Source organism: Pseudoxanthomonas spadix (genome assembly GCF_003703395.1).
GTDB classification, from domain to species: domain Bacteria; phylum Pseudomonadota; class Gammaproteobacteria; order Xanthomonadales; family Xanthomonadaceae; genus Pseudoxanthomonas_A; species Pseudoxanthomonas_A spadix.
In genome coordinates this window covers 24843-40001 of sequence record NZ_RDQN01000006.1, presented here as the reverse complement: position 1 = coordinate 40001, position 15159 = coordinate 24843, and the positions used below count along the sequence as shown (strand labels likewise).

Genomic DNA, 15159 nt, shown 5'->3' with positions numbered 1-15159 from the left:
GCCAGCCGGTGCTCAGGCCGACTTGCGCACGCGCAGATACCACTCGGACAGCAAGCGCACCTGCTTTTCGGTGTAACCCTTCGAGACCATGCGGCCGACGAAGTTCTCGTGCTTTCTCTGATCCTCGACCGAGGCCTTGGCATTGAACGAGATCACCGGCAGCAGTTCCTCGGTCGACGAGAACATCTTCTTCTCGATCACATGGCGCAATTTCTCGTAGGAGGTCCAGCGCGGGTTGTGGCCGTTGTGCTGGGCGCGTGCGCGCAGCACGAAGTTGACGATCTCGTTGCGGAAATCCTTCGGATTGGCGATGCCGGCCGGCTTTTCGATCTTTTCGAGCTCGCTGTTGAGCGCGGCGCGATCGAGGCTCTCGCCGGTTTCGGCGTCGCGGTAGTCCTCGTTCTGGATCCAGTAGTCGGCGAAGGTCACGTAGCGGTCGAAGATGTTCTGTCCGTATTCGGAGTACGACTCCAGGTAGGCGGTCTGGATCTCCTTGCCGATGAACTCCGCGTAGCGCGGCGCCAGCCAACCCTTGATGTATTCCAGGTAGCGGCGCTGCGTCTCCTCGGGCAGCTGTTCGCGCAGGATGCGCTGCTCGAGCACGTACATTAGATGCACCGGATTGGCCGCGACCTCGACCTGATCATAGTTGAACACCGCCGACAGCACCTTGAACGCGAAGCGCGTGGAGACGCCGGTCATGCCCTCATCGACACCGGCGTAGTCGCGGTACTCCTGATAGGACTTCGCGGCCGGATCGGTGTCCTTCAGGCTCTCGCCGTCATAGACGCGCATCTTCGAATAGATGCTCGAATTCTCCGGCTCCTTCAGACGCGTCAGCACCGAGAACTGCGCCATCATCTCCAGCGTGCCCGGCGCGCACGGGGCTTTGGACAGCGCGCTGTGCTGCAGCAGCTTGCGATAGATCTTGACCTCTTCGGAGACCTGCAGGCAGTACGGGACCTTGACGATGTAGACCCGGTCGAGAAACGCCTCGTTGTTCTTGTTGTTGCGGAAGCTCTGCCATTCGCTTTCGTTCGAATGGGCCATGATGACGCCCTGGAACGGGATCGCCGAAAAGCCTTCGGTGCCCTTGAAATTGCCTTCCTGCGTGGCGGTCAGCAGCGGGTGCAGCATCTTGATCGGCGCCTTGAACATCTCGACGAACTCGAGCAGGCCCTGGTTGGCCAGGCACAGGCCACCGGAATAGGAGTAGGCGTCCGGATCGTCCTGGCCGAAGTGCTCCAGCTTGCGAATGTCGACCTTGCCTACCAGGGTCGAGATGTCCTGATTGTTCTCGTCGCCCGGCTCGGTCTTGGTGATCGCCACCTGGCGCAGCACCGACGGCTGTACACGCACCACCTTGAATTGCGTGATGTCGCCCTCGTACTCCGACAGGCGCTTGATGGCCCAGGGCGAGGCGATGCCCGTGAGCACTCGCCTCGGGATGCCGAATTCGCGCTCGAGCATCTCGCCGTCGCGGTCGGGCGTGAACAGCCCCAGCGGCGATTCGTTGATCGGCGAGCCTTTCAGCGCGTAGATCGGATAGCTCTCCATCAGCACCTTCAGTCGCTCGGCGATGGACGACTTGCCGCCGCCGACCGGGCCCAACAGGTACAGCACCTGCTTGCGTTCTTCCAGGCCCTGTGCAGCGTGCCGGAAGAAGGACACGATCTGGGCAATCACGTCCTCCATCCCGTAGAACTCACGGAACGCCGGATAGCGCCGGATCATCCGGTTGGAGAAGATGCGGGATAGACGCGCGTCGTTGCGCGTATCGATGATCTCCGGCTCACCGATCGCGGCCAGCATCCGCTCTGCCGGCGATGCGTAGGCAAGCGGGTCACGCTTGCACAACATCAGATAATCCTGCAGCGACATCTCCTCGTCGCGCGCCTTGAGGAAGTTGTCGCGGAACTTCTCGAAGATCTCCATCAGCTCACCTCGTCGGTTCTGGTCGGCGCTGACCGGTCAAGTCGGTAGCCGACCGCCAAGCATGACTCGCAAGACGCGGGCCCTTCTTCAACCATCGACAGGCGCACGGTGTTCTGAGTGCACTGGCAGTCGAGTCTTGTCATAATCGCCTGAGGACCGCAAGTGGTAGCCGCGGCAGCGACGCTGTGTCGTGCTGCCGCTGTCATCGGCTTGACGCGATGTGTCGCCTGCGTGACGCAGCGCGCGCCAACGCTTTGAGTTCTGCCGATGCCGAAGGTTCTCCCGCGCGGCGAGTCCATGGCATCACAGTTGGCCGCCGCGCTCAAGTCCGCCAGCATCCTCTCTTGGGCTTGGTACGGCCCGGTACGGTCCAATCTACGGCTGCTTGCGCACTGCCAGCTGAACTGATGCGGCGCGGTCGCGCGCGCAACCGCCGCCCGCAGCCGCGGCGGCCGCCCGCTGTCTCAGTTGAGGTCTCTGGTCCAGGCTCTCGTCGCTGTCGATGCTGACTGCGCGCCGAAGGCGTGCGCGTGGTCAAGGGGCGGGTGGTCGGGCTGAACGCGGCCGCATCGGTTGACGAACAGGTCTGGGGACCGGCCTGAACCGGCCCGGCAACATCCGCATCGCGGCCATCCTCCCGCCGCTTCCCATCGCATCGTAGCGGGCGGCAAGGCGGGCTTGCGCGGCCGCTCAGTCGTTCGCACGTATCATGCAGCCGGTTTCCTACCCATGAGGTCGCCCTCCGATGTTTCCCCGATTGCAGCCGGCCACCCAGGCCTTGTTGATCGCCAACGTGGCCATGTTCCTGCTGCAGATGGTGCTGCCCGATGCGCTGATGGCGCGGCTGCTGCTGTGGCCGGTCGGGGCGGGACAGGTGCTGCCCGGCGCCGGTTTCCTGCCCTGGCAGCTGGTCAGCGCCGGCTTCATGCACGCCACCTTCGGCCACATCTTCTTCAACATGCTGGCGCTGTGGATGTTCGGCTCGCCGTTGGAGGCGGTGTGGGGCGCGCGTCGGTTCACCACTTACTACCTGGTGAGCCTGGTCGGTGCCAACGTGCTGCAGGTGATCGTGGGGACCTTGCTGCTGGCGCAGGGTCAGTTCCCCATTCCGGTGCTCGGTGCCTCCGGCGCGGTGTTCGCGCTGCTGCTGGGTTACGGGATGCTGTTCCCGGACCAGCGCATGATCGTGTTTCCCATCCCCATGGAGATCAAGGCCAGGACCCTGGTGATCATCTACGGGGCCATGGAGCTGTTCTTCGCCTATACCGGGCGCCAGCCGGGGGTGGCCCACTTCGTGCATCTGGGCGGGATGCTGTTTGGCTGGCTGCTGATCCGCTACTGGCGCGGGCAGCCGCCGTTCGGGCGCGGCAGTGGGCGTGGTGGACGTGGCGGCGGCAATGGCAGGCGCCGCAGCACGGCCACCTTCCGGGTGGTGTAGGAGCGCACCGCAGGGGCGCGATGGGGCTTTACCGAAGAACCCACACCCCACCGCACAACAACACCGATCATCCCCGTAGGAGTGCACCTTAGGGCGCGACAGGCTTTACCGGGCAAGCCCCATCGCGCCCCTGCGGTGCGCCTACACACACACACACGCCGATTCCGGGAGTCAGCGCCAGATGCCGATCCGCTCCGCTTCCGGGCGCACCATCGGGTTGCCGGGCTTGCACTGGAAGCTGGCGCTGAATTCGGGCTGATTCTGCAGGGGTGCGTTGCTGCGGACCGGGCCAGGTGCACGCAGGTCGGTGGCCACGCGCACGCTGGCCTCCTGCGGGTCCACCTGCTGGGCCCACAGCTGCGACCAGCTGCGGAAGAAGGTCTGCTTGGCGCCGGGATTGGGTGCGGCCTGTGTGTTCAGGTAGGCATCCCAGGCCAGCTCCACGCCGGACAGGTCGGCCAGGTTTTCGTCGCGGGTCAGGACACCGTTGAGCTGGGTCGCGGTCAGGCCCGGATAGGCATAGCCGTTGTACTGGCCGGTCACCCGCGCGCCCAGCGCGTTCCAGGCGCTGGCATCGGCAGGCGTCCACCAGTCACGCAGCTGGCCGGCGGCATCGATCATGCGGCCCTTGGCATCGAAGCCGCGGGTCAGCTCATGGCCGACCAGCGCGCCGAAGCTGCCATACAGCGCCGCCACGTCGCGGCTGACATCGAACACCGGCGGCTGCAGCACCGCGGCGGTGACGATCAGCCGGTTCTGGGCCAGGTCATAGGCCAGCGCCGGCTGCTGCGGCAGCACGTTCCAGCGGCGCTCGGCGTTGCCGCGACCGATCCGCTTCATCTCCTCGCGATGCCGCCAGGTGCTGGCGATCAGCATGTTGCCGCCGAAGCTGCCGCGGCCCATCGGCTGCACGGTGTAGTCCAGGTCGCGCCTGGGCGCGCCGATCTCGATCTCCAGCCTGGCCAGCTTGGCCTTGGCTTCGGCCTTGGCCTGGGTGCTCATCCACCCATTGCGTTCCAGCGCGCGACCCAGGGCGTCGCGCACGCTGGCGGCGATGACTTCGGCCTTGTCGCGGCTGTCCTTGGGCAGGTAGCGGGCGGTGTATTCGCGGCCCAGCATCGGACCGGCAGCGGTGTTGATCGCGTCCAGCACCTGGACCCAGCGCGGGTCCGGCGACTGCTTGCCTTCCAGCACGCGACCGTGGAAGTTGTACGCGGCCTCGCGCCAGGACCTGGCCAGGTACGGTGCCATCGCATCGCCCACGCGCCAGCGCAGGTAGGCCTTCCATTGTTCCGGCGAGAGCTGCTTGACCAGCGCGTCGATCTGGCCGAACAGCGCCGGGTCGGCCAGCGACACGGTGTCGTCCTTCACCCCCTGCGCCTCCAGGAAGGCATCCAGCTGCAGGTTGCGGTACTGCTTCTTCAGGTCCTTGATCGGCAGCGGCTTGTAGTTGTTGAACGGGCTGGCCAGCTGGTCCAGCGGGCGTGAAGCGCTGGCCAGGCGCGTTTCCAGGTCGAGCACCTGGGCCGACTGCGCATCGAGCTGGTCGGCCGGGGTGCCGGTCAGGGCCAGGATCTGCTTGACGTAGGCCCGGTAGCGGCCCAGCAGCTCGCGGGTCTCGGCATCGGTGCGGGTGTAATAAGCCGGATCGGGCAGGCCCAGGCCGCCCTGCATGAGGTAGCCGATGTGGCGGTCCAGCGCCTGCAGGTCCACGTCCGGGCTGAAGTTGAACGCCACCGGGATGCCGACCTGGTGCAGGGCGGCGATCGCGGCCGGGATGTCCTTGGACTTCTTGATGCCGTCGATGCGGCTCAAAAGCGGGGCGATCGGCCTGGCGCCATCGGCCTCCACCGCCGCCTCGTCCAGGCCGCTGGCCCAGAAGTCGCCGAGCAGCTTCTGCACGTTGCCCTGCGGCGCCTGCATGGCGCCGTCCAACAGCGCCTTCTGCTGCTCCAGGCTGTACTGGCGCAGGTTGCCCAGCGCGGAGATCGCCCCGACACCGGCCGGCAGCGGGTTGGCCTTGAGCCAGTCGGCATTGGCGGCGGCGTAGAAGTCATTGCACTCGGTGCTGACGGCCGGCGCCTTGGCCGCGGCTTTTTTCTTCTTGGTGGCGGCCAGGGCATCGCCGCTGCCCAGCGCGACAAGCAGCGCCAGGGCAAGCAGGGTGGGGGTACGGGCGTGGCGCAGCTGCGTCATCTGGGGTGATATCCGGCGGTGGAAGGGCCGATTCTAGCAAGCCACCGGTCCGCGCCCGCCTGTCGCCCAGCGCCCGGGCAGCCCGGGAAAGCCGCGCGGGGCGGGAAACAGGATCAAAGAAAAAAGCGGCGTGCCGGACCCGCCACGCCGCCTCAGAACCATCGCCTTGGTGGCGCCTACCAGATCACCACCTGCTGCTCGCCGGTGCGCACCATCGCATCGCCGGGCTTGCAGTCGAACGCCTGGGCGAAGGCCGGCATGTTGGACGGAGCGCCGATGGCGCGGAAGTTGGCCGGGGCGTGCGGATCGGTCTTCAGGCGCACGGCCAGTTCTTCCGGGGTGAAGTTGCGGCGCCACACCGTGGCCCAGTTGAGGAAGAAGCGCTGGTCCTGGGTCAGGCCGTCGACCTTGGGATCGGGCTTGCCCTGCTCGGCCACCTTCATTGCGTCGTAGGCGGTGTTCAGGCCGCCCAGATCGGCGATGTTCTCGCCCAGGGTGAGGTCACCCCTGACCTGGCCGCCGTCGGCGGTGGTGTAGCCGTTGAACTGCTCCACCAGCTTGCCGGTGCGCGACTTGAAGCCCTGCTCGTCGGCCTGGGTCCACCAGTTCTCGAAGTTGCCCTTCGAGCCGAACTTGGCACCCTGGTCGTCGTAGCCGTGGGTCATTTCGTGGCCGATCACCGCGCCGATGCCGCCGTAGTTCATGGCCGGATCGGCCTTGGGATCGAAGAACGGCGGCTGCAGGATCGCGGCCGGGAACACGATCTCGTTCTGCTGCGGGTTGTAGTAGGCATTGATGGTCTGCGGGGTCATGCCCCATTCGGTGCGGTCCACCGGCTTGCCGATCTTGGACAGGTCGAACCTGTAGTTGAACTGCTGGGCGGCCAGCACGTTGCCCAGGTAGCTGTCGCGGCCGGTGTTCAGCCCGCTCCACTCACGCCACTTGTCCGGATAGCCGATCTTGGGAGTGAAGGTCTCCCACTTGGCCAGGGCCTTCTGTTTGGTCTGCGGGCTCATCCAGTCCAGCTGCTCGATGCGCGCCTTGAGCGCGGTGCGCAGGTTGCCCACCAGGGCTCCCATCTGCGCCTTGGCCTCGGGCGGGAAGGTGGTCTTGACGTACAGCTGGCCCAGGGTCTCGCCGGCCTGGCGGTTGAGGGTGGCCAGCACGCGCTTCCAGCGCGGACGGAGCTCCTTCTGGCCGCGCAGGGTCTGGTTCCAGAAGGCGAAGTTCTCATCCACGAACGGCTTGCTCAGGTACGGACTGGCGCTGTCGATGGTGTGGAAGCGCAGGTACGCCTGCCAGGCCGCCGGCGCGGTGTCGGCCAGCATCTTGGACACTTCATGGTGGAAGGCCGGGATGGCCAGCGAGAACATCTGCGGCGCGGCCACGCCCTGGGACTTGAAGAACTCGCTCCAGGACCAGTTGGGGGTCAACTGGTCGGCCTGTTCCAGCGACACCGGGTTGTAGGCCAGTTCGACCTTGCGCGACAGCTCGGTGCTGGTCTTGGAGACCTTGGCCAGGCGCGTTTCGAAGGCGATCACGTCGCGGGCCTGGGCGGCGGCGGCATCGGCGGCCACGCCGGCCAGCTCCAGCGTCTTGGCGATGTGCGCCTGATAGGCGTCCAGCTTGGGCTTGTTCTCGGCGCCGGTGTAGTACTCCGGATCGGGCAGGCCCAGCCCGCCCTGGAAGGCATAGGCGATGTTCATGTCCGAATTGTTGAAGTCCGGGCTGGCACCGAAGCCGAACAGCGTGTTCTGGCCCTTGGCCGCGCGGGTGCGCAGGTAGTCGGTGATCTTGGCCTGGTCGCCGAGGCCATCGATGGCAGCCAGCTCGTCCTTGATCGGGGCCAGGCCCTGCTGCTCGATCCTGGCCTCATCCATGCCGGTGGCCCAGAAGTCGCCGACGATCTTTTCCACGCCGGTGGCGGCGGTGTCGGCGGCAGCCTGTTCGGCCAGCTGTCGCTGGATGGCTTCCGAGCGCTCGCTCAGCACCTCGAAGCTGCCCCAGCTGGTGCGGTCGCCCGGCACCGGATTGGCCTTGAGCCAGCGGGCGTTGGCATAGGCGTTGAGGTCGCTGCAGACGTTGACGGCTGGGTCCAGATCGCCGATCTGGAAGCCGCTGAAGGGGGGCAGCCTGGACTGGTCCACGCGCAGCGCCTTGGGCGCGGCGGTGTCGGCGGCCGGGGCAGGCGCAGCCGCGGTGGGCGCGTCGGGTTTCTTGCAGGCGGCCAGCGCGGCGGCGATGGACAGGGACAGCAGCAGGATCTTGGTCTTGGGCGTGCTCACGTGGACTCCGTTGGATATGCCGCGACGACAGGCGCGTCCCGCAGGGCCGGGACAACCGCAGGACTGTAGCGTGGCGGCGGTGCGCGGGGCCGGTGTCGAAGGTCATGGACGCCGCGCGCCGGCGCAGGAGCGCTCAACGCGCGATGGGATCGCGCACGGTGACCAGGTCGCGGGTGGCGCGCAGCAGCAGGTCTGCGCCGCGGGCGTCTTCGGGCTGCAGGCTGGCCAGGCCCATGCGCAGCGCCCGGCCGGCGGTGGCCGGGCCGGGACGACCCGGGCGGCCTTCCAGGTCGACCATCAGTGCGGTGGCCAGGGCGGCGGCCACGTGCAGGGCCGTGCCCGGCAGCAGTGCGGCGAAGCGTGAGGCATCCAGGCGCGCGATCAGGTCCTGCGGCGCCTGCGCGCGCAGGCGCAGCCCCGAGGCCAGCGCCGCAGCGAGGTCGCCGACGCTGCCGGGCGAGTGCGAGGAGGTGCTGCGCGCTTCGATCAGCAGCAGCGACAGCGGTCGGCCTTCGCGCCGGGCGCGCCGGGTCTCGCTTTCCAGGCGGTTTTCGAAGCACAGCCGGTTGGCCACCCCGGTTTCCGGATCGGTCAGGCCGCGCCGGCGCGCGCGTTGCCAGGCCGAGCGCGCGCCCGCTGCCAGGCCGAGCCCCAGCACCAGCAGCGCCGGCGTCGGCGGGAACCACACCCCGGCCCGCAGCAGCGTCCAGGACATCAGCAGCACCAGGACCAGCGTCATCGGGAACCACAGCCCGCGCAGGCCGGGCAGGCCGAGCAGCAGCAGCGGCAGGGTCACCAGGACCGTCGACAGCAGCAGCTGCGGCCCGACCGGCATCGGCCACACCGCGCTCCCTTCGAGCAGGCGCGCCAGGGCGTGGGCCTGGAATTCGACCCGCGCCAGGCTGCCCGGCGCCCCGGGCAGGGACAGGCGCTGGTCCGGCCCCAGGTCGGTGCGGCCGATGATCGCGATGCGCCCGGCGAAGGCCTCCGGGCCGAGGGCGCCAGCCAGCACCGAGGCGGCCGAAACACGGGCGATATCGCCGGCACTGCCGGAATCGGGCACCAGCACGGTATCGGCGCGGACCCAGTCCTGCGGTGTTGGCGATGGGCCTTCGAACAGCGCCCGCGGTTGCGGCGGCGGTGTACTGGCCTGGGCCAGGTCCTTCAGCGCCAGGGCAAAGGCCGGCCAGTCCGGACGACCCAGGCCGGCGTGCAGGGCCAGGCGCCGGCCCATGCCGTTCTGGTCGGTGATCACCTCGGTATGGCCCAGCCCCGCGGCGGCGGCCATCAGCTCGGGCGCGGGCAGGATGGCGGTGGCTGGTGCGTTGGGCGAGGCCGGTTCGGCCACCACCGGCATGACCACCGCGCCGTCGCGGACCATCGCCTGGGCCAGCAGCGCATCGCCGCGCGGGTCGTACAGGCTGGGCTGGGCCAGCAGCAGGTGCAGGCCGATGGCGCGGGTGCCGGCCGCGGACAGGCGATCGACCAGCTGCGCCAGTTGGTGCCGCGGCCAGGGCCACGGGCCCAGCCGGGCGATGCTGTCCGGGTCGATGGCCACCACCACGACCTGGTGGTTACCTTGCTGCCGGCCGTTGCGCGCGGCCAGGTCGAACAGCGCCTGGTCCAGCGGCAGGGTCACCTCCGACAGGGTCAGCAGCACCAGCAGCGCCACCGCGCCCAGCGCAGCCAGCACCCGGGCGCGCACCTGCCCATGCGTGCGCCGCGACGACCGGGTCAGCGGGCGCATCGGGCAAACGGGTGGCCCAAGCATGCCGGGGGCCTGTTCACGCTAACCTGCGCGCTCGGTGTTGGCCGGCACCCCTGTGGTGGTCCATTGCGGTCCTTCCCCTGATCGGCGCGGTGGGATGCACGCCAGCGACAGACTGTACAAGTGGTCACGGATTCTACGAAAAATGACGGTCCATTCCCCCTGCGATGCGCTGCTGATCGGCGGCGGCCACAACGGCCTGGTGTGCGCGGCCTACCTGGCCCGGGCGGGCCTGAAGGTCACCGTGCTGGAACGGCGCAGCGTGGTCGGCGGCGCGGCGGTGACCGAACAATTCCATCCTGGCTTCCGCAATTCGGTCGCCTCCTACACCGTCTCGCTGCTGCAGCCCAGGGTGATCGACGAGCTGGACCTGCGCGGCCATGGCCTGCGCATCGTCCAGCGCCGGCGCGACAACTTCCTGCCGCTGCCCGATGGCCGCTACCTGCTGACCGGCGCCGGCCAGACCGCCGCGCAGGTGGCCAGGTTCTCCACCCGCGATGCACAGGCCTTGCCCGCCTACCAGGCACGCCTTGAAGCCATCGCCGAGGTGCTGCGCGCGCTGGCCCTGCAGCCGCCGCCGAACATCACCAGCGACGGCTGGTGGAAGGCCCTGCCCGAGCTGCTGCGCGGCGCCGGGCTCGGCCGCCGGCTGCTGGCCCTGGACCAGACCCTGCGCCAGGAGCTGCTGGACCTGTTCACCATCTCCGCGGCCGAGTACCTGGACCGCTGGTTCGAGAGCGCGCCGATCAAGGCGCTGTTCGGCTTCGACGGCGTGGTCGGAAACTACGCCAGTCCGTACACGCCGGGCAGCGCCTACGTGCTGCTGCACCACGTGTTCGGCGAGGTCGACGGGGTCAAGGGCGCCTGGGGCCACGCGATCGGCGGCATGGGGGCGATCACCCAGGCGATGGCTGCCTCCGCGCGCGCGGCCGGCGCCACGATCCGCACCGATGCCGGCGTGGATCAGGTGCTGGTCGAAGGCGGCCGCGCGGTCGGCGTGCGCCTGCATACCGGCGAAATCCTGCGCGCGCGCAGCGTGGTCGCCAACGTCAATCCCAAGCTGCTCTACCAGCGCCTGCTGCGCGCCGAACACGTGCCGCCGGCCACTGCCGAACGCATGGCGCACTGGCGCTGCGGCTCGGGCACCTTCCGCATGAACGTGGCGCTGGACCGGCTGCCCTCGTTCACCGCGCTGCCGGGCGAGGGCGACCACCTCACCGCCGGCATCATCCTGGCGCCGTCGCTGGATTACATGGATCGCGCCTACCTGGATGCCAGGGCACACGGCTGGTCGCGCGCGCCGATCGTCGAGCTGCTGATTCCCTCGACCCTGGACGATTCGCTCGCGCCGGCCGGCAAACACGTCGCCAGCCTGTTCTGCCAGCACGTCGCGCCGGAACTGCCCAACGGCCGCAGCTGGGACGATCACCGCGAGCACGTGGCCGACCTGATGATCGCCACGGTCGAGCGCTACGCCCCGGGTTTTGCTGCATCGGTGCTGGGCCGGCAGATCAACAGTCCACTGGACCTGGAGCGCGATTTCGGCCTGGTCGGCGGCGACATCTTCCACGGCGCGCTCTCGCTCAACCAGTTGTTCAGCGCGCGCCCGGCGCTGGGCCAGGCGGGCTATCGCGGGGCGATCCCGGGCCTTTACCTGTGTGGCTCGGGCACCCATCCCGGTGGTGGGGTGACCGGCGCGCCAGGCCACAATGCCGCACAGGTGGTCATTTCGGATTTGCGATAAGGGCGCGCAGCCGGCGAGGGTGGTCTATCCAGATTCCCGAGCCGCCGGTTATTGCTCCGGCGGATCGGAGTCGATCACCTGCAGGTGAGCGCCGGTGGTCTGCGGCAGCACGCTGGCGTCGGTGGCCACCAGCACCGTGCCGGGCTGGACCAGCGGCAGCACCAGTGCCTTGAAGTCATCGGGGACCACCACCTGGTTGGCTTCCTCGGCCGGCAACGGCGCGCCGGCCTCGTCCTCGCGCCCGGGCACGCCGATGGCAATCCAGGACCGCATGTGTTGGCCAGCGTCGACTGCGCCGGTCGCGGGCGGGTCATTGCCGGCCGCGACGATGTAGGCATGGGTGCCGGTACGCGGGGTCGGACTGTTCAGGGCGATCCGGGTGCGGCCGATCTCGATGCCATTGCGGTAGACGAACAGGATCCGGTCGCTGCGGCTGAGCACGATGGAGACCGGGCCGTCCGGCGCCCGCTCCGGTTCCCAGCGCCAGGCGCGGCCGTCTTCCAGCAGCGGGATGTCCAGGTCCTTGCCGGTGGTTGGATCGATCGGACTGAGTGCGCCGGGATGGACCAGCGCCGGCGGCGTCTTGCCTTCCTCGGACACCACCACGGTCATGCCCAGGTTGGAGGCCGCGAACAGTTTTTCCGCAAACGCACTGGGCAGGTGCACGCAACCGTGCGATTCGGGATAGCCGGGCAGGCCGCCGGCATGCAGCGCCACGCCGCCCCAGGTCAGCCGCTGCTGGTAGGGCATGGCCGCGTTGTTGTACAGGTTGGAACGGTGGTCCTTGTCCTTCTGCAGGATGGTGAACACCCCGGTGGGCGTCTCGTAGCCGGCCTTGCCGCTGCTGATCGTGGTCCAGGCCATGAGGATGCCGTTGCGGTACACGTAGGCGCGCTGTTCGGTCAGGCTGACGATCACCGCCATCGGCCCGGCGTTTCCGGTGCTGCTGCCAGCCCAGACCCATTGGCCGGGCTTGAGCATGGCAGGGGGCGTGTCAACCGGGCTGGACTGCCTGTCGCCCCAGAACGGCACTGCCGCCAGGGCCTGCGGCACCAGGCACAGCAGCAGCGTGGACAGCAGCAAGGCGAAGCGATGGCGCATCGGGCCTCCATGGCCAGGACGGGTCGGTACAAGGCAGGCCGAGTCCCAAGTGCGCCGAAGCCCCCTCGCCCTCGCGCCACGGCCCTTGCCTGCTTCTGGCCCCCTCCCTCCCCTTCGCGATGCGAAAGGGAGGGGGCAGTGCCGGGCACCCATCCCAACCTCAAGCTTCAGCGCCGCGGCCTTGATGGGGTGATCCTCAGCGCGTGGCAAGGGCCTTGCCCGGGTCCGGGCGCCCGTGCAGGCGCGCCATCGCGCACTGGGCCAGCGAGGAGCGGGTCAGCCAGGCCTGCTGCGGCGAATATGAAAACACGAACTGGCCGTCCTTCATCACCTCGATGATCGGCCTGGCCATGGCCGCGCGCAGCGCCGGGCAGCCCCAGCTGCGGCCCAGCCGGCCCATCTTCCTGCCGCTGTCGGCGTTCACGTAGGGTGCGCCGTGCATGACGATGGCGCGGCGCATCGCGGCATCGTTGAAGCCACGCTCCAGGCCCTGCATGCGCAGCGAATACCCATTCTTGCCCTGGTAGGTGTCGCGCGTATAGAACAGGCCCAGGCTGGAGGCGTGGGTGCCGTCCTCGTTGGAAAAGCGGTCGGGCACATCGCCCCCCGAGCCCTGGCCGTGGGCGACCAGCTCCTTGTAGAGCAGCTTGCGCTGGGCCAGGTCGAACACCCACAACCGCGGGGTCAGCGAGGAACGGCTGTAGTCGATCACCGCCAGCCGCCGCGCATCAACCCCGGTGCCGTGGGCCTGCGCGCATTGCATCGCCGACAGGCCCAGCGCCAGCACCTGCGGATCGGCATCGGGCGCCAGCTGCGACAGGTCAGGCAGGCCATCGGGCGAAGTGCCACCGCTTCGGCCGGCAGGCCTGTCCGGGGCCGGCTTGCGGCCGATGTCCGGGGCGGCACTGACTTGCGGCGAGCGCGCCGCGACCGGGGTGCTGGCCAGGGCGGCCAGCGCGAACATCAGGAGAGGCTTCATGGCGCGATTCTAGGGCGTGTCGCCCATCCCTTTATGAATCAGGCAGTTGAATCGGACATGGTTCCCCGGCCTCAATCTGCCGCCGCTTCGGCCCGCAGTTGTTGTTCGCGCGCGCGGCCCAGGTAGGTGCGGATCGCGTGGCGCATCAGGTACAGCAGCGGGATCATCGCCACCGCCGCCAGCATCTTGTAGCCGTAGTTGACCGTGCTGATCGCCAGGAACCGCGGCGTGGACCAGTGCTGCGGGCCGAGCACGAAGGCGATGTAGATCACCACGAAACTGTCCACCAGCTGGGACACGGCGGTCGACCCGGTGGCGCGCAGCCAGACGTATTTTTCGCCGGTGACATTGCGGATGCGGTGGAACACCGACACGTCGATCAGCTGGCCCAACAGGAACGCCACGATCGAGCCACCGATGGACCACATGCCCTGGCCGAAGATCGCCGCGAACGCGGCCTGGTAGTCAGGCACGCCCTGGCTGGCGGCTGCGCCCACCCACCAGCCGGCCGGCGCGGTCTTGATCGCCAGGAACGCGAACAGGAACCCGTACACGATCAGGGCCACGGCCACCCACGAGATGAAGCGCACGCCGCGACGGCCGAAGAACTCGTTGATGGTGTCGGTCAGCACGAACACGAATGGCCACAGCAGCGTGCCGACGGTGAAGCTCAGCGAGCCATTCTCGCCAAACAGGTTCCACTGCAGCGGCGCGATGCCCAGGGTGTCTTCCAGGGCAAAGATCTTGACCCCGATGAATTCGGCCAGCACCGCGTTGACGCACAGAAACGCCGCCAGGGCGATGAACAGCCGCACCGCGCGGTCGTCCAGGGTGCGCGACCCCACGCTCATGCGCGGCGATCGCCGCTGCGGGTGAACGGCATCGCGTCCGGCGCCACCGCGCCGCCGGAGATGATGAAGCTCATCGCCTGGTCCACGCTCCAGTCGGTCGGCGTCAGCAGTTCCACCGGGACGATTTCCAGGTAGCCGGAGGTCGGGTTGGGCGTGGTCGGCACGTACACGGCGGCCAGCTCGCGCCCGGTGTCCTGTTCGCGCATTACCCGGGTGACCAGCCCGACCGACTTCATGTCCCGGTGCGGGAAGTCGATCAGGACCACGCGCTGGGTGCTGCCCGGCTTGGTCTGCAGGATGTCCAGCAACTGGCGCGCGCTGGTATAGATGGTGCTGGCCAGCGGCACCCGGCGAATCAGCGATTCGAACCAGCGCAGCAGGGTCTGCCCGACCACGCGCCGGGTCAGGAAGCCCACCAGCACGATCACCAGCAGGGTGGCAACCAGCGCAATCACGTTCTGGATCCACACGCCGGTGAACCACGGCGCCGCACCCGGGAAATCCTGCGCGATCTGCCGCGAGATCGGTTCGACCAGGGGCTTGCTGACATCGGACAGCAGCACGAAGACGAACTTGACCACCACCCAGGTCAGCCAGATCGGCAACAGGGTGAGCAGGCCGGTCAGGAACAGGCCCTGCAGGGAAGGGTGCGGCGTGGCGGGGTTGGACATGACGCGCATTGTAGCGGTGGTGCCGCAACGTCCGCGGCCGCGGTCCAGTGGGTCGGTGCCGACGATGATCTTCTCGGCAGGCCTGCGCCCGGTCCTGGTGAAGTGCCAGGCGAACCATCCGCCACAGGCGCTGGATTGGCGCCGGTGACCCTGCCGCAGCTCGCGCACGCTGAGAGGCTGACCGGTCAGGT

General features: G+C 68.4%; 10 protein-coding genes. 2 read left to right on the top strand and 8 right to left on the bottom strand.

Features of this window, described 5'->3' with window-relative positions:
* Window positions 1-12: 12 nt before the first annotated feature.
* Window positions 13-1935 carry a PrkA family serine protein kinase gene (locus D9R12_RS10780; RefSeq protein ID WP_014160015.1) on the bottom strand — a complete coding sequence of 641 codons (1923 nt, stop codon included), beginning with the start codon at window positions 1933-1935 and terminating at the stop codon, window positions 13-15.
* 745 nt (window positions 1936-2680) lie between these two features.
* Here D9R12_RS10780 and D9R12_RS10770 point away from each other — a divergent pair.
* The gene (locus D9R12_RS10770) at window positions 2681-3373 is read left to right on the top strand and encodes a rhomboid family intramembrane serine protease (protein WP_122230425.1); all 693 of its coding nucleotides are present in this window, start codon (window positions 2681-2683) and stop codon (window positions 3371-3373) included.
* Window positions 3374-3544: 171 nt separating this feature from the next.
* Here the strand turns inward: D9R12_RS10770 and D9R12_RS10765 are convergent, their stop codons facing one another.
* From D9R12_RS10765 to D9R12_RS10755, 3 genes are all read right to left on the bottom strand, one after another.
* Window positions 3545-5569, bottom strand: a complete 2025-nt coding sequence (locus D9R12_RS10765; RefSeq protein WP_122230423.1) for a M13 family metallopeptidase — start codon at window positions 5567-5569, stop codon at window positions 3545-3547.
* A gap of 176 nt (window positions 5570-5745) precedes the next feature.
* A complete protein-coding gene (locus D9R12_RS10760) occupies window positions 5746-7854 on the bottom strand; it encodes a M13 family metallopeptidase (protein WP_122230421.1) in 2109 nt (702 codons plus the stop codon).
* Between the two features lie 133 nt (window positions 7855-7987).
* Window positions 7988-9601 (bottom strand): CHASE2 domain-containing protein, encoded by a 1614-nt coding sequence (locus D9R12_RS10755; RefSeq protein ID WP_170159234.1) that lies wholly within the window; start codon window positions 9599-9601, stop codon window positions 7988-7990.
* A gap of 166 nt (window positions 9602-9767) precedes the next feature.
* On the opposite strand from D9R12_RS10755, the gene D9R12_RS10750 reads away from it, so the two are divergent.
* Window positions 9768-11366: a phytoene desaturase family protein gene (locus tag D9R12_RS10750; RefSeq protein ID WP_122230417.1), complete on the top strand. Its 1599-nt coding sequence runs from the start codon at window positions 9768-9770 to the stop codon at window positions 11364-11366.
* A 48-nt stretch (window positions 11367-11414) separates the two neighbouring features.
* On the opposite strand, the gene D9R12_RS10745 is transcribed toward D9R12_RS10750, so the two are convergent.
* From D9R12_RS10745 to D9R12_RS10730, 4 genes are all read right to left on the bottom strand, one after another.
* Window positions 11415-12467, bottom strand: a complete 1053-nt coding sequence (locus D9R12_RS10745; protein WP_122230415.1) for a L,D-transpeptidase — start codon at window positions 12465-12467, stop codon at window positions 11415-11417.
* Between the two features lie 196 nt (window positions 12468-12663).
* Window positions 12664-13431, bottom strand: coding sequence for a murein L,D-transpeptidase catalytic domain family protein (locus D9R12_RS10740; RefSeq protein ID WP_122230413.1), 768 nt, complete (start codon window positions 13429-13431; stop codon window positions 12664-12666).
* A gap of 86 nt (window positions 13432-13517) precedes the next feature.
* The gene (locus tag D9R12_RS10735; RefSeq protein ID WP_122230411.1) at window positions 13518-14297 is read right to left on the bottom strand and encodes a queuosine precursor transporter; all 780 of its coding nucleotides are present in this window, start codon (window positions 14295-14297) and stop codon (window positions 13518-13520) included.
* Entirely contained in the window at window positions 14294-14968 is a 675-nt protein-coding gene (locus D9R12_RS10730; RefSeq protein WP_122230633.1) for a DUF502 domain-containing protein, read from the bottom strand. The genes D9R12_RS10735 and D9R12_RS10730 overlap by 4 nt, the downstream gene beginning before the upstream one ends.
* Window positions 14969-15159: the final 191 nt, after the last annotated feature.